Annotated in this window: 20 protein-coding genes and 6 pseudogenes; 12 read left to right on the top strand and 14 right to left on the bottom strand. The window is 62.9% G+C overall.

The window, feature by feature from the left end; genetic code table 11:
• Positions 1 to 61: 61 nt before the first annotated feature.
• From M5I08_RS24155 to M5I08_RS24115, 9 genes and pseudogenes are all read right to left on the bottom strand, one after another.
• Positions 62 to 904 (bottom strand): alpha/beta fold hydrolase, encoded by an 843-nt coding sequence (locus M5I08_RS24155; protein ID WP_219068245.1) that lies wholly within the window; start codon positions 902 to 904, stop codon positions 62 to 64.
• Between the two features lie 3 nt (positions 905 to 907).
• On the bottom strand, positions 908 to 2,068 hold the full coding sequence (locus tag M5I08_RS27375) for a hypothetical protein (RefSeq protein WP_249763001.1): 1,161 nt from the start codon (positions 2,066 to 2,068) through the stop codon (positions 908 to 910).
• Between the two features lie 64 nt (positions 2,069 to 2,132).
• Positions 2,133 to 2,405: a hypothetical protein gene (locus M5I08_RS24145; protein ID WP_219068247.1), complete on the bottom strand. Its 273-nt coding sequence runs from the start codon at positions 2,403 to 2,405 to the stop codon at positions 2,133 to 2,135.
• 106 nt (positions 2,406 to 2,511) lie between these two features.
• Positions 2,512 to 2,859 (bottom strand): carboxymuconolactone decarboxylase family protein, encoded by a 348-nt coding sequence (locus M5I08_RS24140; RefSeq protein ID WP_219068248.1) that lies wholly within the window; start codon positions 2,857 to 2,859, stop codon positions 2,512 to 2,514.
• Positions 2,860 to 4,079: 1,220 nt separating this feature from the next.
• Complete coding sequence (locus M5I08_RS27370) at positions 4,080 to 4,250, bottom strand: hypothetical protein (protein WP_440271470.1); 171 nt, start codon at positions 4,248 to 4,250, stop codon at positions 4,080 to 4,082.
• Positions 4,251 to 4,348: 98 nt separating this feature from the next.
• Positions 4,349 to 7,171 (bottom strand): MMPL/RND family transporter, encoded by a 2,823-nt coding sequence (locus M5I08_RS24130; RefSeq protein ID WP_219068250.1) that lies wholly within the window; start codon positions 7,169 to 7,171, stop codon positions 4,349 to 4,351.
• Positions 7,168 to 7,566 carry an MmpS family transport accessory protein gene (locus tag M5I08_RS24125; protein WP_219068264.1) on the bottom strand — a complete coding sequence of 133 codons (399 nt, stop codon included), beginning with the start codon at positions 7,564 to 7,566 and terminating at the stop codon, positions 7,168 to 7,170. The genes M5I08_RS24130 and M5I08_RS24125 overlap by 4 nt, the downstream gene beginning before the upstream one ends.
• A 276-nt stretch (positions 7,567 to 7,842) precedes the next feature.
• Positions 7,843 to 8,271: a hypothetical protein gene (locus M5I08_RS24120; RefSeq protein ID WP_370328542.1), complete on the bottom strand. Its 429-nt coding sequence runs from the start codon at positions 8,269 to 8,271 to the stop codon at positions 7,843 to 7,845.
• A gap of 182 nt (positions 8,272 to 8,453) precedes the next feature.
• Positions 8,454 to 9,315, bottom strand: a pseudogene (locus M5I08_RS24115) (fructose bisphosphate aldolase).
• A 268-nt stretch (positions 9,316 to 9,583) separates the two neighbouring features.
• Here M5I08_RS24115 and M5I08_RS24110 point away from each other — a divergent pair.
• On the top strand, positions 9,584 to 9,943 hold the full coding sequence (locus M5I08_RS24110; RefSeq protein WP_249762999.1) for a hypothetical protein: 360 nt from the start codon (positions 9,584 to 9,586) through the stop codon (positions 9,941 to 9,943).
• Positions 9,944 to 10,168: 225 nt separating this feature from the next.
• Positions 10,169 to 11,287, top strand: coding sequence for a M20/M25/M40 family metallo-hydrolase (locus M5I08_RS24105; protein ID WP_219068251.1), 1,119 nt, complete (start codon positions 10,169 to 10,171; stop codon positions 11,285 to 11,287).
• 80 nt (positions 11,288 to 11,367) lie between these two features.
• On the opposite strand, the pseudogene M5I08_RS24100 reads toward M5I08_RS24105, so the two are convergent.
• A pseudogene (locus tag M5I08_RS24100) lies at positions 11,368 to 11,487 on the bottom strand (zinc ribbon domain-containing protein); the annotation flags it as partial.
• Positions 11,488 to 11,545: 58 nt separating this feature from the next.
• Entirely contained in the window at positions 11,546 to 12,109 is a 564-nt protein-coding gene (locus M5I08_RS24095) for a TetR/AcrR family transcriptional regulator (protein WP_219068252.1), read from the bottom strand.
• 69 nt (positions 12,110 to 12,178) lie between these two features.
• Here M5I08_RS24095 and M5I08_RS24090 point away from each other — a divergent pair, with 69 nt between their 5' ends.
• From M5I08_RS24090 to M5I08_RS24075, 4 genes are all read left to right on the top strand, one after another.
• A complete protein-coding gene (locus M5I08_RS24090; protein WP_219068253.1) occupies positions 12,179 to 13,111 on the top strand; it encodes a TauD/TfdA dioxygenase family protein in 933 nt (310 codons plus the stop codon).
• A 59-nt stretch (positions 13,112 to 13,170) separates the two neighbouring features.
• Entirely contained in the window at positions 13,171 to 13,767 is a 597-nt protein-coding gene (locus M5I08_RS24085; protein ID WP_370328670.1) for a TetR/AcrR family transcriptional regulator, read from the top strand.
• A gap of 207 nt (positions 13,768 to 13,974) precedes the next feature.
• Positions 13,975 to 14,409, top strand: a complete 435-nt coding sequence (locus tag M5I08_RS24080; RefSeq protein WP_304502951.1) for an MmpS family transport accessory protein — start codon at positions 13,975 to 13,977, stop codon at positions 14,407 to 14,409.
• A complete protein-coding gene (locus M5I08_RS24075) occupies positions 14,406 to 17,303 on the top strand; it encodes an MMPL/RND family transporter (protein ID WP_219068255.1) in 2,898 nt (965 codons plus the stop codon). The genes M5I08_RS24080 and M5I08_RS24075 overlap by 4 nt, the downstream gene beginning before the upstream one ends.
• Position 17,304: 1 nt before the next feature.
• Here the strand turns inward: M5I08_RS24075 and M5I08_RS27160 are convergent.
• A pseudogene (locus M5I08_RS27160) lies at positions 17,305 to 17,532 on the bottom strand (LLM class F420-dependent oxidoreductase); the annotation flags it as partial.
• A pseudogene (locus M5I08_RS24070) lies at positions 17,530 to 17,895 on the bottom strand (GNAT family N-acetyltransferase); the annotation flags it as partial. The pseudogenes M5I08_RS24070 and M5I08_RS27160, both read right to left, overlap by 3 nt.
• 104 nt (positions 17,896 to 17,999) lie before the next feature.
• Between M5I08_RS24070 and M5I08_RS24065 the strand changes: the two are divergent.
• The 4 genes and pseudogenes from M5I08_RS24065 to M5I08_RS27155 all read left to right on the top strand — a co-directional run bounded on the left by M5I08_RS24065 (position 18,000) and on the right by M5I08_RS27155 (position 22,303).
• On the top strand, positions 18,000 to 18,239 hold the full coding sequence (locus M5I08_RS24065; protein ID WP_219068256.1) for a hypothetical protein: 240 nt from the start codon (positions 18,000 to 18,002) through the stop codon (positions 18,237 to 18,239).
• Positions 18,240 to 18,414: 175 nt separating this feature from the next.
• Positions 18,415 to 19,098, top strand: coding sequence for a hypothetical protein (locus M5I08_RS24060; RefSeq protein ID WP_219068257.1), 684 nt, complete (start codon positions 18,415 to 18,417; stop codon positions 19,096 to 19,098).
• 2 nt (positions 19,099 to 19,100) lie between these two features.
• Entirely contained in the window at positions 19,101 to 21,059 is a 1,959-nt protein-coding gene (locus M5I08_RS24055) for a YhgE/Pip domain-containing protein (RefSeq protein WP_219068258.1), read from the top strand.
• A 913-nt stretch (positions 21,060 to 21,972) separates the two neighbouring features.
• A pseudogene (locus M5I08_RS27155) lies at positions 21,973 to 22,303 on the top strand (PE-PGRS family protein).
• Positions 22,304 to 22,352: 49 nt separating this feature from the next.
• Here the strand turns inward: M5I08_RS27155 and M5I08_RS24045 are convergent.
• Positions 22,353 to 22,934: a hemerythrin domain-containing protein gene (locus tag M5I08_RS24045; protein WP_219068259.1), complete on the bottom strand. Its 582-nt coding sequence runs from the start codon at positions 22,932 to 22,934 to the stop codon at positions 22,353 to 22,355.
• Between the two features lie 188 nt (positions 22,935 to 23,122).
• Here M5I08_RS24045 and M5I08_RS24040 point away from each other — a divergent pair.
• Together M5I08_RS24040 and M5I08_RS24035 are read left to right on the top strand one after the other, a co-directional pair.
• Positions 23,123 to 23,398 (top strand): annotated as a pseudogene (locus M5I08_RS24040) (pyridoxamine 5'-phosphate oxidase family protein); the annotation flags it as partial.
• Between the two features lie 38 nt (positions 23,399 to 23,436).
• Positions 23,437 to 23,730, top strand: a complete 294-nt coding sequence (locus M5I08_RS24035; RefSeq protein ID WP_219068260.1) for a hypothetical protein — start codon at positions 23,437 to 23,439, stop codon at positions 23,728 to 23,730.
• The last annotated feature ends 34 nt before the right edge of the window (positions 23,731 to 23,764 follow it).

Raw genomic sequence — 23,764 nt, 5'->3', positions numbered from 1 at the left:
CTTGTTGTGGCCGACCAGAGCACAGTAACGCGCGGGCAGCTGGGCAATACCCGCCCCTACGCTAGCCGGCCGGGTGAGCGGCGAACCAGTCGAGCAACAGATCAGCCAGCTTGTCGGGTTGCTCGTCGGGTATCCAGTGCGAGACTTCGGGTAAGGTCTCGAACCGGTATTCCCCGCTGATGTATCGAGCGGTGTCGTGGGCTGCTTTGGGCAGTAATGCGGTGTCCTGATCACTCCACACGTACAGCGTTGGCACAGAGATCTTTTGGGCAATAGCCCGCGGATTGGAAAGTGGCATCGCGCGGTACCAGTTGATCGCTGCAGTCAGGGCTCCCGGCTCGCGCATGGCCCGAGCATCTCGTTCGGCCGCCGCTGGTGTCTGCCCGCTGCGCCGCAGCAGTTCGGAGACAATGGCGCCGTTGCGACGCATGAGCAGCCACTCCGGTATCCGCGGCAATTGGAAGAAGTACATGTACCAAGACGCCAGAGCCTGCCGACTGTTCGTGAACGATTTGAGGAATGCGGCGGGATGCGGCACCGATATCGGCGACACAGTCACCAGCCGCTCGGGATGTTGCGCCGCGGCTGTCCACGCGACTGCGGCGCCCCAGTCGTGGCCGACGACGTGTACCCGCCGCGCACCGCTGGCGTCGATCAGTGCGCCAAGGTCGGCGACGAGCTCGGGAATGCGGTAGTCGCGACGCCGGGTCGGCCGGGCGCCCGATGAGTAGCCCCGTTGGTTGGGCGCCAGGCAGCGGTAGCCCGCACTGGTGAGCCGGTCGATGACCGCGTTCCAGCTGTCGTTGTGTTGCGGGAAGCCGTGCAGCAACACCACGACAGGTCCGTCGGGCGGTCCGGCATCGCGCACATCAAAGGTCAGGTCACCGCGGCGGAAATGCTCCATAGGTCAAAGCATCTCGCATGCAGGTTTGAGGCGCCGCTCAGCCCCCGCTAGGTGGGGATCGAGGCCAGTTTGTCGGTGCCATTGATCGTTGCCGCTCCAGAGGAGGGCGCTGAGCATGAGCTGTTTGGGAGCGATTCGCGCCCAAACCGGCTGCGGCGCCGAGGAGGCATTCGCGGTACTGACCGAACGGTCCCAGCGCAGCAACGTCAAGCTGGACACCGTGGCCATCCAGTTGTTGGATTCCTTATCGGCCGACGATCGCAGCGCTCTCTGCACGCAGCGGCCGCATTGCTCAACTGAAACCCGAACTGCGCCACTTTGCCAGGGTGCTTTCCTTCGCGTAGTCGCTCGGAACACCTTTCGGTCGTCTGCGAATCCGAAGATGTCATCGATCACCGGTGCTGGATCCGCCGACGGCGGTAGACAGACGGGGGACGTCATGGCTTGGCTCAACGGCAATCTGAGGCGGACCGGTCGACGCCGCGCAGGTAGTCGATGACTGCGGCGGCAACGGCGCGCCGGGCTGCTCAGGGAACAGGGCGTGGCTGGCGTCCTCGATGACCTTGGTGGTGACGCGGTCGCCATAGCTGGCGTGCAGATCGCCCCATTCGGCCCGCTGATGAAAGGGGTCCAGCGCGGCGGTGATCTCGAACGCCGGCGCCCCAGTAGCCTGTGACGTCGGTGCGTTGCGCGCAGTCCACCCGCATCGCCGGCGTTTCGGGATACCAGCCGGTCAGCCAGACCGACGCGTCGTGGCCGGGGGCAGAAGGCCGTTCGCAGCGCGGCCAGTCGCGTCGCGTCGGGCGGCCTGCTGCCGTTGAGTCCGCGGGCGCGTTCGTCGAAGGTGCAGATGATCTCTGGTGTCACCGGCTGGCGTGGTGCCCAGTCGGTGAGATCGACTCTCGCCAGGTGTGATTCGCCGATGGTGTAGGCCTCGGTGAGGTTGATGACGAAGACACCGGGTGCGGCCTCGACGATCCCGGTGACCGGGTGATCGAAGGTGTGCACCAGGACGGGCTCGACGAGTGTGCCGGGCTGCGGCCGGGGCACCCACCACAGCTCGCGCCGCAAGACTGCAGTGATCAGCAGCGCGCCGTCGGCGCGCACTGCGAGGTTCTCCAGGAAGTAGTTTTTGGGGAAGTAAGCCACAGGGGTGAGTGTCACCGTCGGTAGCGGTGGAAGAGACATGGTCCTCTCGATGAAATGGCACCGGGGGCGGCGCGAACGGTCAATGCTGGTGCTGATCGGGGGCGGGAATCGTGAAGGCGTTGAGGATGCCGCAGACGGTGTGATAGATGCCGGCCAGCACGGTGGTGTCGAAAACACCCGCGGCGACGAACCATTGCACCGTTTGGTCATAAAGCGCGCCGTCGACGCGGTGGGCGGTGGATAGCGCCCGTGCCAGGCGGTGGGCGGTCCTTTGGTGGTCGGTCAACGCCTCGGGCTCGGCGCCGGCGACCAGGTCGTCGATCACCGGCTGCGAGAAATCCCGTTTGCCCACGCCACGGCGGTGGCCGCGATGTCGTCGAACAACCCCTACGCGGCGTCGTCGAGGGCGGCCCGATCGGCCAAGTCCAGCCGACCGCCGAGACCCTCTGCGGCGCCGCTCACTGGTCCAGTCCCTCGGCGTTGGCGGGCACGTCGAAGGCGCCCAGCGTCATGCACACCATGGTGAACCAGCCGAGCCGCACCGCGACGCCGACGATGCCCGCGTCGCCCAGCAGGTCCCTGGCGCGCCGGTAGAGTCCGGTCGGTACCACCCGCGGCGTGGTCAACGCTGACGCCAACTCGTAGACCACCTGCTCTCGGGGGCTGTCGAATGACGTCGGCTGCCCCGCGATGAGCGCTTCGACCTGCTGTGGGTCGAGGTGGCCGCCGCGCTCGGCGACGATCTCGTGCTCGTAGGTGGCGTTCGTAGGCGCTGCGCCATCGCGCGGTGACCAAAGGGGTGGCAATTTCGATCTCGGCCTTGCTCAGAGTCGACTTGGTCTGGAAGTAGGCGCCGGTCGGCACGATAGTCGTGGATAACGACGGGTTGGCCAGCCAGATTTTGTGTGGGCCGGGCACCAGTCCTCGCAGCCCGCGGGTGAATTCGTAGGCCTGCTTCATCTCCGGCGTCATTTCCTCGACCGGGGTTTCCACGAACCGGCCGAAAGTTCCGGAGTCACTTCCACACTACTCATCGGACGTCATCTCCTGCCCATCGTTGCCAGCGCGACCCCACCCTGGTCGCGCACTCGCACGAGGCCACCGCCAATGCCCTCGCCACGTTGAGCGCCGACGCGCACACCGGAGCCGAAAGCACGGTGGACACGAAAACGCCATCACGCGATGACCACGGTCCACTCGACCGGACATCTCTGGCTGATCTGATGTTGTGTGTGCTGCCAGGCTATCTGATGCGGTTAGCTCTTGGCGGCCCAGCGGCCGTCGAAAACGTCCCGCGCACCGTCGAGAAGGTACTCACCGTCTCGGCACCTTCACCGACCCGGAGGACGAAGCCAGCGTAATCCTTTGCTCACAAGATGTTTCGTGAGCTATCCGCGTGCGCGCGCTGCCGTTCCAGCTTCGGCCAGCGGTCCGCTTCGCTACGGCACTTGGGAAACCCCTAATGCCGCAGCATATTAAGCCGATGCTCGACGCGTAAGGCACTGGCAGCAGCCTTATAGCTTTCGACGACACCCTCAAGTCGTGCATCGGAGCCATCGAAGCAAGCCCAGTCAAAAACCGCCTGACATACGTGGTCGGACAGACTGCGCAAGATGCCATCTCGCGGAGGGTCGTCGATCACCCTGATCGCAGCCATGCAAAGCATGCCCTTGTCGACGTTGTCACCCTGCAGTGCCCGCCGAGCCAGTGTTATGAGGTCCCGGGTATGTCTGCCCTCGAAATCCATCGAACTCCCGTGCTTCGTGTTAGGTTCGGTCGCCTCCGGGCGCGACGTAAACATTCACGCGCAAGGAGGCACTACATCAGCCGAGTCGTAAAGTAGCCGAGCAACCAGTACGCCCCGGCCACGTTCTGGTTACAGGGATACATCGGTCTGAACCGGAAAGCACTTGCGCTATCCGAACCTCGCGGCCCCGCGCGGACAGAAAATGCGGGGCGGCCGTGTTGCGATGCATACGTGCGCGAACACACAGGGAGACGCGGGTGAAGGGTGTACCGCGGGTGATTAGCGTGTTGTCGATGAAGCACCGTCGCGAGGTGTGACGATTCGCGCGGCAGTCTCGATGGCCGCCGAACACCGGGCCGTGACGACGGCGGTGTCGTCGGCGATGTCGTCCTGACGCGGCCAGCGCGCCCACGCCATGCCAATCCCGAACAGCATGCTCAGCAGCTCCATCGGTTCCCACCGCGCATCAACGTAGCCGGCGGCCTGAGCCGTTTCGATCGCACGCGGTTCGCGCCCAGGAATGTCGTGTCGTCGACCTGTAACGCCTGTTATCGCTGCGGTAGCGGACGGGAACGCACCAGCGTGGGCCACCAGAACCAGGGTCCCAGGATCCTGAGGATGCATGGCACGACGAACGAACGCACGATCAGCGTGTCGAGAAGCAGGCCGATGCAGACAGTGGAACCCACCTGTCCGATCGTTCTGAGATCGCTTGTCAGCATTGCCAACATGGTGAACGCGAACACCAAACCAGCCGACGTCACCACACCGCCCGTGCTTCCCAGCGCGCGGATCAGACCGGTGTGCAGCCCGGCGTGAATCTCTTCTTTGATCCGGTTGATCAGCAGCAGGTTGTAGTCCGACCCGACCGCCACCAGGATGATGAACGTCAGCGGCAACACCAGCCAGTGCAGGTGCAGCCCGATCAGATGCTGCCAGACCAGGATGGACAGTCCGAACGCCCCGGTATAGGAGAAGGCCACGGTGCCGGGAATGACTAAGGCCGCCACCAGACTTCGGGTGATGAACATCATGATCAAAAAGATCAGCATGAAGGCGGCGATCGCCGCGATGAGCAAATCAGAGGTGGCGTACTCCTTGATGTCCTGGTCGTTGGACCCCGAGCCGCCGATATAGATCCGCGCGCCGGCCAACGAGGTCTCTTTCAAGATCGTCTTTATTGCGTCGGGGAACATCTCGACGTGTTCCACACCTTCGGGCCCCATCGCGTCACCCTCGTGAGTGACGATGAAGCGGGCCGCCTTGCCGTCCGGCGACATCATCAGTTTCTCGCCGGTCTTGACGTCCTCGTTGTCGAAACCCTCGTGCGGGATGTAGAAGTAGTCATCGCTGCGGGACTTGTCGAAGTCGTTGCCGACGTTGATCTGGTCGTCGAACGTCTGGTCGGTCTGGATGGACTGGAGGTCCGCGGAACCATAGGAGTTGACCAACTTCGCCCGCAGGGCTTCGGTGTCGTCGGCCGTGGCTTTCAACTGCGCGATGATCTGCGGGAAGGTCTTGTCGATCTCGTCGAGAGAGATTCTGGCGTACTTGATGTCCTCGGCCAATTTGTCGATCTGGTCGATCGTGGCGAATACTGACCTGAACGTCCAGCAAATAGGTATGTCGAAACAGTGTTTCTCCCAATAAAAATAGCTTTTGATCGGGCGAAAGAAGTCGTCGAGGTTTGAGACGTCGTCGTTGATATCTTCGCTTACCCTTTGCAGATCTTCAACGGTGAGGGCCGTCTTATGCAGCTCATCGGAGACCTTTTGGAAAAAGCCGATCTCTTTGCGCAAGACTGCGACAGAATGCGCCTCGATATCGGCCTGCTGGTCAGTGTTGGAGTTCTGTTCGTTATTGAACGGGAGCTGTTGACCGTTGCCGCTGCCCAATGTGGTGAACAAGTAGGGAATGCTGGCATGCTCGAGCGCATGGCCCAGGGGCCTGGTAATGCTTTGCACCATCGCCACGCCGTGCAGGCGGATGAGAGCTTTGGCGACCCGGTCCAGTGTGATGAAATCAGCCGAGTTGCGCATGTCGTGGTCGGTTTCGACCATCAGCATCTCGGAGAACAGTTTGCTCTTGGCGAAGTGCCGGTCGGCGGCGGCGAAACCCAGATTGGCCGGGGCGTCGCGCGGTTGGTATTGACGATCGTCGTAGTTTTGCCGGTAGGTCGGCACGAAGATCCCCCCGATCATCACGACCGCCGAACTGGCCGCCAGGATCGGCACCGGCCAGCGCACCACGCTCGCGCCGATCCGCCGGTATAGATGCGCCTTCGCAGCCTGTCGCGGCTCGAACATCCCGAACAGGCTGCCCACGGTCAACATGGCCGGGCCCAGCGTCATCGCTGCGGCGATGGTGAACAGCATGCTGATGGCAACGGCCGGCCCCATGGTGTGGAAGTAATTGAGCCGCGCGAAAGTCAAGCAGTAGCACGCCCCGGCGATCGTCAGGCCCGAGCCGATGACGATGGGCGCTATCCCCCGGTAGGCGGTGTAGAAGGCATCCTCACGGCTTTCGCCGGCCTGCCGGGCTTCGTGATAGCGGCCCATCAAGAAGATGCCGTAATCCGTTCCCGCTCCCAGAGTCAGCGCGATGACGATGTTCACGGCGAAGGAGGAAAGCTCGATGTACCCGAGATGCCCGAGGGTCGCGACAATCCCTCTGGCGGCCAGCATCTCGATCAGGACGCCGAGCAAGGGCACCAACAAGGTGGACGGACGGCGGTAGACGACCAGCAGCATCACGATAATGAGGACGATCGTGACGATCGTGACGTTGTTCAGGCTGGAGTTGGCAATGGCGAGGGTGTCGGAGGCGAGCGGAGCCGCGCCGCTGACGTAGACCTTGAGCCCGGGCGGCGGGGTGTCCTTGGCGACGATATCGCGGACGGCGTCCACCGACTGGTTGGCTTGAATCTGGCCGATGTCCCCGGCGAGACGCAGCAGCACATAAGCGGATCGGCCATCTAGGCTTTGCGCCCCGGCTGCGGTGAACGGTTTGCCCCACAGATCCATCACGTATTGCACGTGCTGGGTGTCGTGCTCGAGCCGGCGCATCAGACTGTCGTAGTACTGGTGGTCCGCAATGACCAGCGGGCGGTTTGCCTCGAACACGATCATCGTCAGGCTGGTTGAGTTGGACTCGTGGAACTTCGCGCCGATAGCCAACATCGAACGCTGTGAGGGCGCGTAGTGCGGCACCATCGGTCCAGCCAGTTCTTGTGCGACGTCCTCCACCTTGGGAATGAAGGCGTTCGTCGTCACGGCGAGTAGGCCCCAGAAGACGATGATCGGTATCGCGAGGACACGGACCATTCTGGGGATGAAGGGCCGTTTGAGCTGCTCCGCCCGATGCTCGCTCATGCGGACTTCACTCTGCACTCGACGTCCGCGTCCTGATGGCTAGTCGAATGTGCATCGCGGACAACGCCATCCACCAATATCCGGCAGCCCACCTGTCCGCCGTGAACGTGCACCGAGACGCTGCCGGAAACCACCGTGAGCGTAGTCGTCTCCGTGTGGGACCACGGCAACGTTGTGACATCGACCTGATGCGGATGGCCGTCGATGTCGATGTAGACGAGCTTCCCGCCGGCCCCTGCGGCGCCGAACACATCGTAGGTGAGGTGCTTGGGATTGAACTCCTCAGGTGCCTGAGGACCATTGACGGTGATGACGGGTGGGGGAGCGGAGAGCTGGTGCACCTTCGACATGCACACCAGACCCACCCCGACCACGACCACGGTGACCAGCGGCATCCAGGCTCGCGACAAGAAAGTCCTGCCGACTGAACGAGGGCTCACTCGACCACCTTCTTCGAATCCGTTCTCGGGCATCGCGTCTCGCCGGTGGCGGGCATGACCCCGGGTTATATATCAATCAGCTTGAGATATAACGGGAAAGAATACCAGCCCGCACCAAAGCGGCTAACACCAGGTGTGCGGACGTTATCAGTCACCGGGGCTCTCGGCAGTGCGGACGCGACACGGTCCAATCCACCGGAATTCAGCGAAACCACCCGGACCGTCCTTGCCTCAATAGGCTTTCTGCAGAACCCTTTTCAGCCTTGCGCTGCCGACAAGCCGAAGGGCCAGGTTGGCGGAGGTCAGCATCGGGATGACGCCGAGGAATGTCCGCTCGGACGGCGTCGCCCCATGCAAATGGTAAAGGCTGCCAAGCACATAAAAACATCCCAGCAGGAACAAAGTACCGGGGATGCAGAACGCCATCGGAGAGCTGCGATCGGCGACAATTTGCTTGGCGTAAACCAACTCATCGTGCGACAGGGGTTGACGCTTGCGCACTTTCTTGATGATCGCAAATGCGCTGCCAACCTCCTCACTGATCGGGAGAGACGCTCGGTTGCGCAACCGCGCCACGTAGCGCGAGGCAACAGCGGCCGACATCATGATGAAGGCGAAAGTAATTATCGTCAGCAGGCCCCACAAACCCGACTCCACCATTTCGCTCCTTCGCTCCGCTGCCCAACGTGGCTTCAGGCTAACCCATCGGGCGGCCGCGTTAACTATGGTTTTCTGGCGATCGCACAAGCACCGCGTCGGCGGGCAACAGGCCTGTCCAGCGGTGGCAGGCCGACGGCGTTTTCGGCGCTTTCGGCGGGGTTGCATCCGCTGTGCAGAACCGGCTATGTCATCGACGCGGTGTAGATCTCATCAATATTCGACTTGAGCTTCTCGTCGAATTCCGCATCGGTCTGATCGACGGTCAGCCCCTCGGTCAACGCTCGCGAGAAGCTCGCGATGAGGTGGTGACAGCGAGCCAAGATCGTGCAACTTTCGGCGAGGCTGTAGCCGCCGGACAAGGCGACCACCCTCAGCACGCGGGGATGCTCGATCAGCGGCGCGTACAGGTCGTTCTCGTCGGGCAACGTCAGCTTGAGCATCACCTGCCCGTCGTCGAGCTCGTCAAGCTTCGCCCTGAGCGCTGCCACCAACAGGCTGTCCGCGTCGGGCTTGTCGGGGCACTTGATGCTTACTTCGGGCTCGATGATCGGCATGAGGCCGCGCTGGGAGATCCTGTGCGCATAGTCGAACTGCTGGTCGGCGATGGCCTTGATTCCGCCCTCGTTCGGCTGCTGGATGAATGAGCGCATCTTGGTGCCGAATACCCCCTTGGCGACGGCCCGCTCCAGTAGGGAGTCGAGCTTGGTCATCGGTTTCATCAGCTGCACGCCGTTCTCGGCGTCGGCGAGGCCCTGATCGACCTTCACAAACGGCACGATGTGCTTCTGTTTCCGCAGGAACGTCGCGATGTCATCGCCGTTGATCGCGCGGTCCATCGTCTGCTCGAAAAGATATGGTCGCCACGATTTTGTCGCCGGTGAAGCTCGGACTCGACATGAGGCGCTCCCGCATCTGGTGAATAAGATCGAACATTTGCTCGTCGTTGTGGTACTCCTGCTCTGAAATCCCGTACAGCTTCAGAGCTTTCGGGGTGCTCCCACCACTTTGATCTAACGCCGCAATGAAGCGGGCCCCTGATGCCATCACGTTGCGTTGCTCTTCGTTCACTGCAGTCCTTCCTGCTTTCCTCGACTGAGCCGCCTCGAAGCACGGCTGACGTGCCCCGCCCCTCGCATCGCGCAGCGATACCCCATGCGGCTACCACGTGGCGACGGCCCGCAAATCGCTGCGCTCGCCGGCGATACGGTGGCATTAATGAAAGATGACATGTGATGGGGACCCCCTCGGCACAGGCGCTCGATGATATGGGCGTCGGTAAATAGTTTCAGGAGCTCGAATCGAGGAGGTCCCGGTGACGATCGTAGGCGGTTTGGACGTGCACCGAAAGCAGATCACCTTCGATTACGTCGATGACGACGGATTGGTGCATTGGGGCCAGATTCGTCCGGCAACGGGGGCCACGTTGCGGCGGCTGGCCGAGCATTGCCCGGACGGGGATGGCGATTTCACGCTGGGGGGCTGCACTGGGCGGGGGTATGTCGTCGAGGAGCTGGCGGCCGCGGGCGTGGGCGTGCCGCCGTTGGGTGGACTTCTCGGAAAGATTGAGCGGCCGCACCCTTCAGTGACCCGCACGCCGGGCACCCCGTCGATCATCATGTCGCCGGGCCGAGTGTCCACGGACCCACGTTTCCGCACGGGAGGTAGCAAATGACTTGAACCATAGCGTCTTTGCCTGTTTTCTCGCTGGCCGAGTATGCGGCGGATCCTGGTCGCCTCAAGGTCGTTCGTCCTGTGCGCTGCGGGCGCTCCACCTTGACCCCGACTACGGTCCACCGCCCTCAAGCGGTACGAGAACCAGGCCAAACAACGGTAGAAAAACAAACAATTGGATCCACATTTACGGGGATCCCCAACACAACACGGGTAAGGACATCCCATGGCGCCGCGTGATCGCACCCCAACTGACGACCTACTCCAAGAGCTGTTGTGGACCTACGGACCGTGTGGCCAGGAAGAGGCGGTACGGGTCGTGTGCGCCCGCGAACTGCAACCCCTCGTCGACGACATGTGGACCGACGATGCCGGAAATTTGATCGGCTATATCGGCGCTACCAGCGCTTCCAGCCACGAGACCGGGGTGCATGAGCACCGCCACCGCCTCACGTTCGGGCCCAGTGCCGCGACGCGCGTCACGGCGCACATGGACGAACTGACGATGCTGGTCAAGCGGGTCGAATCCGACGGCACGCTGCACCTGACGCAGCTCGGAATCATGTACCCGGGCAACTTCGGGCTCGGTCCCGTCGCCGTCCTCGGCGAGCACCAGACACTCACCGCGGTGCTCACTCTCGGCTCCGAGCACACCACGCACGAGAGTCCGCGGATCTGGGAAACGAAACCCGATCAGGGCGATCGCGCGCTGGACTGGCAGCACGTCTACGTCTTCACCGGACGGACCCCCGAAGACTTGGCCGCTGCGGGCGTGCATGCCGGCACGCGGGTATGTGTCGACCGCAGCAAGCGAGATCTGGTCGAGTTCGGAAATTACCTCGGCGCCTATTTTCTCGACGACCGCGCCGCGGTGACGGCCTTGCTGTGCGCGGCCCGATTACTGCATGAGCGCGGGCAGCGACCCACCGATGACGTCTACCTGGTGTTCACCACCAACGAAGAGGTCGGCGGGATCGGCGGCTCCTATGCAAGTGCGAGCTTGCCGGGCACCCTGACGCTGGCCCTGGACGTCGGGCCCACCGAGCGGGAGTACGCGACCACCGTCACCGGCGGTCCCATCGTCGGCTACAGCGATGCGCTATGCGCGTACGACAAGGACGTCGCCGACCGGCTGATGCAGATCGCCAGCGCTCGCGGGCTGGCGCCGCAGGCGGCGACTCTCGGTGCATTCATGTCCGACGCCTCGCATTCCAAGGCCAGCGGGCTGGCCCCGCGCGCCGCGCTGCTCTGCCTGCCCACGCTGAGCACGCACGGATTCGAGGTCATACCGCGCAATGCCATCGACGATATGGCCGCTATCGTCGCCGACTTCTTGATGGACTGAGCCTGCTCGCGAAAGTGCCGTTAACGACGGCGCTACTCGAGAATCGTGTCGCTAGTTGCACTTTCGCGAGCAGGCTAGCCGGCGCACGCGTTGCGCCGGTCGAAGAACCGGGCCCCGCAGCTGGCGCACTGCTGCGCGACCAGGTGGGGATCACCGTCGTCGAGCACCAAATAGTCGACCAATGGGATTTGCCCTGCCATAGACACCGCCGTCATCTCTGCACCGACCGTAGCGCTCGCTCACCAATTCGGTCAGTCACTACCCTCCAATAGTTTTCGAGATTTGCTCGGCAACCGCCGCGCGGATCTCGGCGTCACTGAGGCTGTTCAGGCCAAACGCGGCCCGCAGCGTTGGCGCCATCAGTCCCCACCCGAATTGAAGCGCCATCGCATGGGCGGCCAACAACCGTGCCTGTCGGTCGTCACTGACCTTGAAGCGCACCTGCGTGAGGAACCGTTCCATGCCGGGGAAGCGCTTCTGAAGTTCTTCAATGGGAAATCCGTCGAGCGTCGAACGCACCATGACTCGCGCCTGAAGTTCGTGTGCGGCCTCGAGTTTGTCCGCGGGTGCCCCGGACTCGCGCAGCTTAGCTCCCGAATCGGCGAGATGCTGCAGCGTCGCCGCCAGCAGTTGGCGTTTGCTCCCGAAGTGGCGATGCAGCAGCCCGTGGTTCACCCCGGCCCGCGCGGCAACCTCACGAATCGATGTCGCGGCCGGGCCTTTCTCGGCGAACAGCTCGCTGGCCGCTGCCAGCACGGCGGCGACAACTTCTTCTTTGCCAAGCGGTTTATAGTCGGCAACTCTTGCCCCCGATGTAGCCATCTGTGTACAGTAGCGGACGAGCCGCTGTGTAGACAGGCGGCTACAGTATGAAGATTCGAAGGGACGGCCATGAGTAGTGATCTGCGTGTGGTGAAGCTGAGCGAGAACATCGGCGCGCGCGTCGACGGCGTGCGGCTTGGCGAGCTCGACGCCGAAACCGCGGCCGCGATTAATAGGGCGCTGGGGCAGCACAAGGTGCTGTTTTTTCGCGGTCAGCATCACCTCGACGACGAATCACATTTCGCCTTTGCCGAGAGCCTGGGCGTTCCCACGACGCCGCATCCCACGCTGAGGTTCGAAGGCAGCCGGGTCATGCGATTGGAATCCTTCGAGGGGGGCGGCGCCAACCAGTGGCACACCGACGTCACGTTTGTCGACCGGGTGCCGAAAGCCTCGATCCTGCGAGCCGTCGAGTTGCCTTCCTACGGCGGCACGACCACCTGGGCATCGACGGTGGCTGCCTATCAGCAGTTGCCGCAGCCGCTGCGACAGCTCGCCGACAACCTGTGGGCAATGCACAACAACGAGTTTGACTACGCCCAAATCGATCCGGCTAAGCTGGCTGCGTTACAGGCGAACCCCGATGCGGTGTCGAAGTACGCCAACGAATTTCATTCGACACATTTCGAAACGCACCATCCGGTGGTGCGGGTGCATCCCGAGACCAGCGAACGATCCCTGCTCCTCGGCAACTTCGTCAAGCACATTCTGGGCGTAACCGGCAGCGAGTCGCGGGCCCTGTTCCGAATCTTTCAAGACCGTATTACCCGGCTAGAGAACACGATTCGATGGAACTGGGAGCTCGGCGACGTGGCAATGTGGGACAACCGTGCGACCCAGCACTACGCCGTCTCCGACTACGGAAAGCAGCCCCGCCGGATGCATCGGATTACGCTCGCCGGCGACATTCCGGTGAGCGTTCACGGCGAGCAGAGCCGGGTCATCTGCGGCGACGCCACCGAATACTCGGTGATCGATAACCCAGCTCCGCGCGTGGCTTAAACACGCCATTGGGCTGCAATGTTTGCAGTCCGTGCAACGATAGGCCTGTGGGCATTCAGATGGGTCTGCGCGAGCGACGTCGCCGACAGACCAGCGCGGACATCCGCGATGCCGCGGTGCGCCTAGCGCGCGAGCGCGGCATCGACAAGGCGACCATCGACGAGATCTGCGCCGAGGCCGGTATTTCTTCGCGCACGTTCTTCAATTACTTCGCGAACAAAGAGTCGGCGATCGCCTACGGACCCTCCGACATACCCCCGGAACTGGTCGCCGATTTTGTCGCAGCCGGACCTGCTCCTTATTCGACCGTCCTGGCCGAGTTGATCACTTTGGCCGCGCACCATCTCCGCGACATGCCCCCAGCGCGCGAGCAGGCAGAAACCATGCTGGAACTCGCTAAAACACACCCTGCGGTGTTGTCGGCATTCCTCGCCGAGTTGGAGCGATTTCAAAACCACCTGACTGCGATCGTCGTCCGCCGCCAGAAAATGCGGCCTGACAATGAGATCGCCCGATTGATTTCCGCGCTGGCCCTGACGGCCATCCGGTCGGGGATCGAGAGCTGGACCAAGGGCAAGCCGAAAGACCCGGATGACACACCGATGCCGTACGTCGAGCGCGCTGCTGCGTTGGTCAACAGCATCTTCACGACGTGATCTGAAACGCCTAGCTAATAGTTGCGCATTCTGCAAAATATGCACAGTATGTAGTATGTCTAACTGCGGGCGCCGGCGACGCTTGCGCTGTACGGGGCGCGTCGGCGCCAGAGGCGCCACAGCAGACATCCAGACCGGTTGTGGGGCAACTTAATCCGCTAGAGCCGCTCACTTCGCTGTTGCCTGACCAGGAAGGATGCTCCGGACGTGCCGATCTCGAAGGTTGTCCGCAACGGCTGGTTGCCGCTGCTGATCGTGGCGGTCGTCGTGGTCGGTGGCTTCACGGTGGCCCGGGTCAAGTCGTTTTTTGGCGCCGAGAACGGCCGTCCGCTGAGCAGGGCACGGATGGACGATTCCAAACCGTTCAAGCCGAAGGTCGTCAAGTACGAGATTTGGGGCTCGGCAAGCCACGCCAACGTCAACTATCTGAATCTGTCCGCCGACCCCATGCGGATCGACGACGCCCCCCTGCCCTGGACGCTGGTGCTGCGCACAACCGCCCCCTCGGTCTTCCCGAACCTCTCGGCACAAAGTGACGGTGACTACCTCGGTTGCCGCATCACCATCGACGACGAAGTCAAGGCGGAGAAAATATCCAACGGCGTGCATGCCCTGACCTTTTGCTTGGTGAAATCCGCATGAGCGCAAGCATCGACGACGCCCGCACCGAGACCCCCCCTATTGCCGAACACGCGGTGCGGCCGGCGATCCCGCGGTTCATCCGCCGGTTCGCCATACCGGTCATCCTCGGCTGGATCGCGACCATCGCGGTCCTCAACACCGTCGTCCCGCAGCTGGACATCGTCGGGCAGATGCGCTCGGTCTCGATGAGCCCCGACGACGCGCAATCGGTGATCGCGACCAAGCACATGGGCGCGGTGTTCAACGAGTACAAGTCGAACAGCTCGGTGATGATCGTGCTGGAGGGCCAGAACCCCCTCGGCAAAGACGCTCACGCCTACTACGACCAGATCGTCAAAAAGCTCGACGCCGACACCAAACACGTCGAACACGTGCAGGACATGTGGAGCGATCCGCTAAGCGGGGCGGGGGTCCAAAGCAACGACGCCAAGGCAGCCTACGTCCAAGTCTATCTTGCTGGTAACCAGGGCGAAGCGCTGGCCAACGAATCGGTCGAGGCCGTCCAGCAGATCGTCAAAAGCGTGCCGAGGCCCAACGGGGTCACGGCCTACGTCACCGGACCCGCGGCACTGTCGGCCGATCAGCACATCGCCGGCGACCGCAGCCTGCGGGTGATCACCACCGTGACGTTCCTGGTGATCATCTCGATGCTGCTACTGGTCTACCGGTCGATCGTCACCATGTTGCTGACGTTGCTGATGGTGATGTTCGAGCTTGCGGCCGCCCGCGGCACGGTCGCCTTCCTCGGCTACCACAACATCATCGGGCTCTCCACGTTCGCCACCAACCTGTTGGTCACGTTGGCGATCGCGGCGGCCACCGACTACGCGATCTTTTTGATCGGCCGATATCAGGAAGCCCGGTCCGTGGGCGAATCGCGAGAAGACGCCTACTACACCATGTTCGGCGGCACCGCGCACGTCGTGCTCGGGTCGGGCATGACCATCGCCGGCGCGACGTTCTGCCTGCACTTCACCAACCTGCCCTACTTCCAGACGCTGGGTATCCCGCTGGCCATCGGCATGGTGGTCGTGGTCGCGGCGGCACTGACGCTAGGTCCTGCGGTGATTTCGGCGGCAACGCGATTTCGTCAGGTGCTCGAGCCGCGGCGAACACAGCGCATTCGCGGTTGGCGCAAGATCGGCGCTCTGGTTGTCCGATGGCCCGGCCCGGTCTTGATCATGACCATCGCGGTGGCGCTCGTCGGTCTATTGACCCTGCCCGGGTACCGGACGAATTACAACGACCGCAAGTACCTGCCCGCCGATCTGCCGGCGAACGCAGGCTACGCCGCTGCGGATCGGCATTTCTCGCAAGCGCGGATGAACCCCGAGCTGCTGATGATCGAAAGCGACCACGATCTGCGCAATTCCGCGGACTTCCTGGTCATCGACAAGGTCGCCAAGGCGATCTTCCGGGTGCCCGGTGTCGGCCGCGTGCAGGCCATCACCCGGCCGCAGGGCACGACGATCGAGCACACCTCGATCCCGTTCCAGATCGGCATGCAGGGCGTCAGCCAGCAGATGAACCAGAAATACCAGCAGGATCAGATGGCAGACATGCTCAAGCAGGCCGACGAGATGCAGATAACCATCAACAGCATGGTCAAGATGCAGAGCCTGACCCAACAGATGTCCGACAACATGCATGAGATGGTCAAAAAGATGCACGACATGACCATCGATGTCGCCGAATTACGCGATCATATGGCCGATTTCGAGGACTTCTTTCGACCCATCCGCAGCTACTTCTACTGGGAAAAGCACTGCTTCGATATCCCGGTGTGCTGGAGTCTGCGGTCCGTCTTCGACGGCCTCGACGGCATCGACACGATGACCGATGACATCGAGAGCCTGCTGCCCGTCATGGATCGCCTCGACCAATTGATGCCGCAGCTGGTGGCGCTGATGCCCGAGATGATCGCGAACATGAAAAACATGAAAACGATGATGCTGACCATGTATTCGACCCAAAAGGGTTTGCAGGATCAGCAGGACGAGGCGCAGAAGAACTCAAGCGCCATGGGCAAGGCATTCGACGCGTCGAAGAACGACGACTCCTTTTACCTGCCACCGGAGGTCTTCGACAACGCGGAGTTCAAGAAGGGCATGAAAAATTTCCTGTCGCCCGACGGCCACGCTGTCCGGTTCATCATCAGTCACGACGGCGATCCGATGAGCGCGGAAGGTATTTCGCATATTGACGCGATCAAGAAGGCGGCTTACGAGGCGCTCAAGGGCACGCCGCTGGAGGGCTCGAAGGTCTACCTCGGCGGAACAGCGGCCACCTTCAAGGACATGCGTGACGGCAGCAACTATGATCTGTTGATCGCCGGAATCGCCTCGCTGTGCCTGATTTTCATCATCATGCTGATCATCACGCGAAGCGTGGTGGCATCGGCTGTGATCGTGGGCACCGTGGTGCTTTCACTGGGCGCGTCTTTCGGACTTTCGGTGCTCATCTGGCAGCACCTCATCGGCGTCGACCTGCACTGGATGGTGCTCGCGATGTCGGTGATCATCCTGCTCGCGGTAGGCGCCGACTACAACCTGCTACTGGTGTCGCGGTTCAAAGAGGAGATCCACGCGGGCCTGAACACCGGGATCATCCGATCGATGGGCGGCACCGGATCGGTAGTTACTTCGGCTGGGCTGGTGTTCGCGTTCACGATGATGACGATGGCCGTCAGCGAGCTGACCGTCATCGGGCAGGTCGGCACCACCATCGGCCTCGGCCTGCTCTTCGACACGCTTGTCGTCCGGTCGCTGATGACCCCGTCCATTGCCGCGCTGCTTGGCAAGTGGTTCTGGTGGCCACAGGTCGTTCGGCAGCGACCGGTACCCTCGCCATGGCCCGCGTCGGTCAAGAAGGCCGAATCCCTGACCCCCGCTTGAACTATAACGAGCTGATCAGTGCCCGCGTCCGGTCCCGGCCCTCGGGTGAGGGATCGAGCGGAATCGCGACGGACTCGTCGACGCCCGCCGCGCGCACCTCATCGAGCCGGTCGCGCACCGTGGCCTCGTCGCCAATCAGCGCGGCATCTTCCGGACCGGCGTAGCCTCCGCGGTCCAACATCGCCCGGTAGGAAGGCAACTGGCCGTACATCGCGAACTGCTCGCGCGCCTCGGAAGCGCGCAACGTCGCTACCACCTCATCCCGCGCGGCGATGTCGCGCAACTGATGGCGTATCAGATCGGTGGCGATCCCCCTTCGGGTAAACGACGGCAACACCCCGATATGGGTCACGGCGGCGTGGCCCACGACCGCTCCACCGGGCAGGGTCAGTCCGCTAGTGACAGCGTCGGCGGTGCCAACGAGTTGCCCCTCGACGAATGCACCGACGGTACGGCCGGGCTCGAGCAGCTTGATGATCTGGCCGGGCGCCAGGTTCAGCAGCGGTGGCAACCCGACCATGGCGGCGCGGAACACATTAGCCGCGGCGGTGAGGTCTTCCCCACCGTCGAGAACGCGGATTTCGGTGGCCACCCGTTCATCATGGTTGGTTACCGGCGCAGAACTCAGTTCTTTGCTTCGCCAGGCACCTAACCGCTTCATTTGACGACGAGCGCACACCTGAAAACAATCGAAAGATGGGTACGAAGCTGATCGGTGTCGCGGCTGTCGCGGCTGCTTTGTTGCTCGGCGGCAGCGGTGTTGCCCTTGCCGACCCCGTCTCGCCGACACCTGACCCGAACGCGCCGAAGTGCTGGACGTCCGGCGATTCCGGTTATCTTCACATCGAGTGGGTGCCGTGCGGCTGGACCTTTTCGGATAAGGATGGCTGGCAGCGGATTCCGCCGCCACCCGGCGAGCCGAATCCCGGTGACTGACGCAACATCGTCGGGCTATTGGTGGCCGCATCGGTGAAAGCCATATTTCAGCTAACGCTCGGGCACATCGGACGTCTCTGCGTTAGGGCTGCGCCGGCTATTAGCTCGCATTGCCGCCGCGGGTTTTGATCGAATGGACTTGCAACGTCCACCCCCGGCGAAAAGAGCGAACCCCATGGACGCAGAGGACCAGCGGGAGGCTGCTGCGCCGCCGATGCTGATCACCGCTACCGGGCTGGGGGTGGACGGCGAGCACGGACCGCTTTTCTCGGACATCGACCTCGCACTCACCCAGGGGTTCCACGCCATTCAAATGCCCGGGGGACCGGGGCAGACGGCTCTACTGTTGACACTCGCCGGACGGCTGAAGGCCACCCATGGCACGGTGACCGTGCTAGGGGATTGCGAACCGCGCGGGATCCGACGGCACTGCTCGATCGCGGCATTCGCCGACATCGATGATCTGGAGGAGTCGGTGAGCGTGCGGACCGCGCTGGCCGAGCAGCGCAGCTGGCTGGCGCCGTGGTACGCGCGGGTGCCGGTCCGGTCCGGTCAGAGCGAACTGGGCGAAGTCTTCGGCGAGGTGCCCGCGCCGTCGCCCGAGTCCTACATCGCGGACTTGTCCGACCTGGAACTGTTTTTGCTGCGAATCACTCTCGCGCTGTTTTCCGACCGCCCAATTCTGGTGGTCGGCGACCTCGAGCAGGTCCGCGACAACTCTCGGCGGGCGATTGCGGTCGAGCGGCTCGGCGCGATCGCGACGCAACGCACCGTCGTTGTGGGGGTGACCAACCCGCTCGGCGTGGGTGCCCCCGACCATGAAATACACGATCACCGCACCGTGACGGGAAGGGACTAACGATGCTTGCCGGGTTCGTATTTGGTTCGGAAATTAAGCGTTTCGGCCGCAGCCGAATGACCCGCGCGGCGATCGTGGTGTTGATGCTGCTTCCGCTGGTGTACGGCGCGCTGTACCTGTGGGCATACTGGGATCCCTTTGGCCGTGTGAACAACATGCCTGTGGCGCTGGTCAACTCCGACCGCGGTGCCGCCGTCTCCGGGCAGCAGATCAACGCCGGTTCCGAGATAGCCAAAAGCCTGACAGCCGACCGCAGCCTGGACTGGCATGTGGTCAACCCCGAAGAAGCTCGCAATGGAGTCGATCACGGCAAGTATTACTTCATGCTCGAGCTGCCGCCTGACTTCAGCGCAGCGATCGCATCGCCGGTGACCGGGCAACCGCGACAAGCCAACCTCATCGCGGTGTACAACGACGCCAACAATTACATCTCGTCAAGCATCGGCCGCACCGCCATCAGCCAGGTTCTCAACGCCGTATCGAGCCGGATATCCGGGCAGGCGGTCAATCAGGTGCTGTCCGTGGTCGTTTCGTCGGGCGCGGGGATCAAGCAAGCCGTCGACGGCGCGAAACAACTCGCCGATGGAGCGGCGCGGGTCGATGACGGCGCCGGTCAGCTTTCAACGGGTCTGCACACCGCCCGGTCCGGCTCGGCGCAGCTTGCCGCCGCCGCCAAGCAGCTATCCGACGGTATTAACGAGGCCACCGACCCGCTGCTCGCGGTGAGCAAGGCGCTCTCGACGGTCGGCGGCAACGCCGAACGGTTGCGCCAGGGCGCAATGGCGATGCAGCAGGCCGCCGACCAGATCAACGCCATCGCCCTGGCGCAAGACGCCGCCGCCAACACCCTGTCATCGGTGACCGATCAGCTCGCCGCAAGCCAAGATCCAGTAGCAAGCACCGCCGCGGCGGCTTTGCGCGGGATACAAGATCAGCTTCGGCAGCACCAGTTCACACCGCAGATTCGCCAGCAGCTCACCGACGCGCAGAACGCCGCAATCGCGATGTCCTCGACGCTGGGCGCACCCGGGAGCCCGCTGAAATCGGCTCTCGACCAAGTCGGCCGCAAGGGACAGGAGCTGACGAACAAACTCACCCAACTGCGCAACGGAGCCGACCAAGTCGCCGCCGGGAACGCCGAGTTGGCAAGCGGTGTCGCGAAACTCGACGACGGTGCGCAACAGCTGGCATCGGGCACCGCGCAACTCAAGGCGGGATCGGCCGAGCTGGCGACCAGACTCGCTGAGGGCGCCAAGCAGGTGCCCAATTGGACGACTCGGCAGAAGGAAGCGATCGCCGACACAATCGGTGGCCCGGTCAACCTCGAAACCACCCATGAGAATGCCGCACCCAACTTCGGCACCGGAATGGCGCCGTTCTTCCTCACCCTTGCCCTGTTCTTCGGCGCACTTGTGCTGTGGATGGTGCTGCGGCCCTTGCAAACCCGCGCTATCGCCGCAGAGGTGATCGCCTTGCGCGTGGCGCTGTCCAGCTACCTGCCCGCTGCGGTGATCGGGATGATGCAGGCGATAATCCTTTACGGTGTAGTACGGTTCGCGCTCGGTATGCACGCCGCTCATCCGGGCGCGATGGTGGGATTCATGATCCTGGTCTCCTTTGCGTTCGTCGCGGCGACGCAAGCGATCAACGCGCTCGTCGGCCCGGCGGTTGGGCGCGTCCTGATCATGGCCTTACTCATGCTGCAGCTGGTCAGCGCCGGCGGCATGTATCCGGTGGAAACCACTTCGAAGCCGTTCCAGGTATTTCACCGCTTTGACCCGATGACGTACGGGGTCAACGGATTGCGCCAGCTCATCCTGGGCGGGATCGATTTCCGGTTGTGGCAAGCGGTGATCGTGTTGATCGGTATAGTGGTGGCCGCACTGGCGATCTCGTGTCTATCGGCCAGGCGAAATCGGCTCTGGAACCTCACCAGACTGTTACCGTCGATAAAAATTTGAGCCTGTCAACCCACTGCGCTGGGCGGAAAGTCGGCACGCTAACTTCTGGCATCACATACTCCTCCCGTATCGACTGCGTTCTGCCGCTAGTCATCAAAACGAAACAACTGTTCACTGACCTCTACCCACGGCACTGGCCGAGTGTGCGTACCGGCGGTACTGTTCCCGTGAATTTTTCCGATGTCCGGTTGCCGCTGGTTGTCGAGGAGCACCCGATGCGCGGGCGTAGTCGTACGCAGCTGGCAGCTAGACCGGTTTCAGTTACCTGCCTATGGAGTGGTCCCGGCGTTGCGTCGATGGTGGATGCCGCGCCCTGGCCGTTGTGGGCGAGGTGCATCGCGGCATGCCGACGTCAACGCTGGCCTTTATCGTCAGCCTCGATGACGGGGCGGAGCCGGCTGAAACGCCGTAGCCCTTCCGACCGCGCGACCGAGAATTGGCGGGATGCTTTTGCGTTGATCGCGGAATACTTGGGAATACTTGGTAGACGCGCGAACACGCCGTGATCATTCGACGGTTCGTCCCGAAGCCGCCTACGCGTGGCACCTGCTGCAACGCAGTCGCGGCCGAGCGTCGATGAACTCAGTTGCCAAGCGAGTTGACCTGAGCACCAGACGCTTAACGACGTTGTTTCACCGGGAAGTCGGGCGTTCATCGAAGACTGTTGCGATGCTGATGCGCTTCGAACACGCGACCGCGCGGATCGGACGTGGTCGCATACTTCCCGCCCTCGGAAATGACATCGTTGTGCGGAGCAATCACCATAGGCCCGTGCGGTCCTTGGTGAGGTCACGTTGTTCATCTCACCATCGCGACGACGTCCGGTCGTGGGAACTCAGCGACATTCGTCGAGAAGGTTTTCCACATGTGCGGAAGGGGGTATACCGCCCGCATGTTAGCGAAATTCAACGTGATCAAACCGCTGGTGGCCGGTGGCGTTGTCGCGGCGGCGCTTGCAGTGACGCCTGCGGCGGCAGCCGAAATTTTCGCGCCGGCTCCAGCAATGGCCGATGCGGCACCCACCCACGTCGTCTTCAAGCAAGACCCAGGCGGGGGTGGGCTGTGACGCCAACGGAAACTGCGGCTCAGGTGGCCAAAACAGCGGTCCTAATGGCGGTCCGGGCGGGCAGGGCTGCGCCGCGGGTGTCGGTTGCGGATCCGGTGGCCAGTTCTGGGGCCCAGGCGGGGTGCCCGGTGGTAACGGATGTGTGCCGGGTGTCGGTTGCGGCTCCGGCCACGCATGACGGTCGCTGAAGAGGTGACAAACGGCTAGTTCGCCGCCGACGCGGCGAGCTAGCCCTGTTGGCCTTTCAGGCTGCCGATGCGCAGCGAGTAGTCCGCCGGTTTGGGTGTCGCGGGGTTCTTGATAGCTTCAACGTAGCGCCGCGGATCGCGGTCGGTGACCGCTAATCCCTTGGTGCCGGGATGCTGGCCCATGAACTCACTGTATTGGCGCCCGAGCGATTCACGAAGGCCGATCGGGGCATGGCGGCGAAAGTCCGAAAGCCCTTCCCGTTCTTCTTCGCCCATGTGATCGTCGTTGGCCTGTCGGGTTTGACCTACCGCCGTCCACCATGGGTCGGTGCCGATCGGGGCCGCGTTCGCGGCACGCACGCCGCCGCGAATGTCATTGTGATCGCCGATAGCGTCGAGCGTTTCGCCTTCGGGATTGTCGACTCCGCGCTTGAGTAGCTGTGGGTAAAAGATCTTTTCTTCGATGTAGGCGTGCAGGTCGAGCTTCTCGCCGAGCGGACGCCATACCCGCTCGAGTGCCGCATGGCCGGCTGGCGTCTGCGCTTGCAGATCGTCCAGCTTGGCGAACTGTTCGCGGAACCATTCATGCTCGGCGAGAATCAGCCTGGTGATGTCAGCCATTTCGACTCCCACTTTCCTGTGACCACGGCGACCGCAGCCACCCCGTCCCATCTTCTCCGAATCCTACGAAGCGCACTAGCCAGAGTGCCGCGTCGGCCCTGAGCTACGCTCGCGAATCTCTTTCTACTGGAGCAGAGCAAGCTGCGACGGCATCGCACTAGTCAGCGGCGGGCATCGCCTCGACGCGTATGAAAGCCTTCAGTGAGACTGAACGTGACGAATTCCTCGCAGCCAAGCACGATGGTGCGCTGTCCGTGGGCCGCCTCTGACGGCCGTTCGCCGGCCACTGTCCCGATCTGGTATGACTACACTCGGTCGGGAACATCCGGATCGGCGCCTCGCCGTCCTCGCGTAAGGCCAAGCTCATCGAGCGCGCGGGCGCAGCGACCCTGGTGGTCCAGCGCGAGGAGCTGCCCTACCAATATGCGGTCGTGGAGGACGCACGCACCCGTTGCGACCGGCCAGGGGCTCTCACCAGCCGGGATCCGGCAAAGGGTGCGCCATGAACGCGATTTCATACATCAACGGCGACGAGCAGATCACCTACTTCCCGGCCACATCCGCGCGCCCGCTGGCGTCATTCGTCCAGTTGTGCAACGACCTGCTGGCCGGGCCTGATGGCTACTTGTCACCCGGAGACAGCCTCGAGCTTCATCGCCGGCTCGCCCCTGGCGAAACGCCGCCGATTGCCCAGTGGGACAGCGCCGTCCGCGCCGCTCGGCCGGTCAGTGAGACGTCTCAGGGCGCCGAACTAGTATGCCATCCGCTCCGCCTACCAATCGACCACACTTGTTGAGACCGACGACTGGGACACCTTAGACGCGGTAGCC

This window comes from Candidatus Mycobacterium methanotrophicum, from assembly GCF_023515995.1.
Taxonomy (GTDB): Bacteria; Actinomycetota; Actinomycetes; order Mycobacteriales; family Mycobacteriaceae; genus Mycobacterium; species Mycobacterium methanotrophicum.
This window is presented reverse-complemented; position numbering and strand designations above follow the sequence as displayed.

Excerpts from the sequence above, each read along its gene's own strand:
- M5I08_RS24155 (WP_219068245.1), bottom strand. The coding sequence starts at position 904 with ATGGAGCATTTCCGCCGCGGTGACCTGACCTTTGATGTGCGCGATGCC.
- M5I08_RS27370 (WP_440271470.1), bottom strand. The coding sequence starts at position 4,250 with ATGGAGCTGCTGAGCATGCTGTTCGGGATTGGCATGGCGTGGGCGCGC.
- M5I08_RS24130 (WP_219068250.1), bottom strand. The coding sequence starts at position 7,171 with ATGAGCGAGCATCGGGCGGAGCAGCTCAAACGGCCCTTCATCCCCAGA.
- M5I08_RS24125 (WP_219068264.1), bottom strand. The coding sequence starts at position 7,566 with ATGCCGCTGGTCACCGTGGTCGTGGTCGGGGTGGGTCTGGTGTGCATG.
- M5I08_RS24120 (WP_370328542.1), bottom strand. The coding sequence starts at position 8,271 with ATGGTGGAGTCGGGTTTGTGGGGCCTGCTGACGATAATTACTTTCGCC.
- M5I08_RS24105 (WP_219068251.1), top strand. The coding sequence starts at position 10,169 with ATGGCGCCGCGTGATCGCACCCCAACTGACGACCTACTCCAAGAGCTG.
- M5I08_RS24095 (WP_219068252.1), bottom strand. The coding sequence starts at position 12,109 with ATGGCTACATCGGGGGCAAGAGTTGCCGACTATAAACCGCTTGGCAAA.
- M5I08_RS24090 (WP_219068253.1), top strand. The coding sequence starts at position 12,179 with ATGAGTAGTGATCTGCGTGTGGTGAAGCTGAGCGAGAACATCGGCGCG.
- M5I08_RS24085 (WP_370328670.1), top strand. The coding sequence starts at position 13,171 with ATGGGTCTGCGCGAGCGACGTCGCCGACAGACCAGCGCGGACATCCGC.
- M5I08_RS24075 (WP_219068255.1), top strand. The coding sequence starts at position 14,406 with ATGAGCGCAAGCATCGACGACGCCCGCACCGAGACCCCCCCTATTGCC.
- M5I08_RS24065 (WP_219068256.1), top strand. The coding sequence starts at position 18,000 with ATGGGTACGAAGCTGATCGGTGTCGCGGCTGTCGCGGCTGCTTTGTTG.
- M5I08_RS24060 (WP_219068257.1), top strand. The coding sequence starts at position 18,415 with ATGGACGCAGAGGACCAGCGGGAGGCTGCTGCGCCGCCGATGCTGATC.
- M5I08_RS24055 (WP_219068258.1), top strand. The coding sequence starts at position 19,101 with ATGCTTGCCGGGTTCGTATTTGGTTCGGAAATTAAGCGTTTCGGCCGC.
- M5I08_RS24045 (WP_219068259.1), bottom strand. The coding sequence starts at position 22,934 with ATGGCTGACATCACCAGGCTGATTCTCGCCGAGCATGAATGGTTCCGC.
- M5I08_RS24035 (WP_219068260.1), top strand. The coding sequence starts at position 23,437 with ATGAACGCGATTTCATACATCAACGGCGACGAGCAGATCACCTACTTC.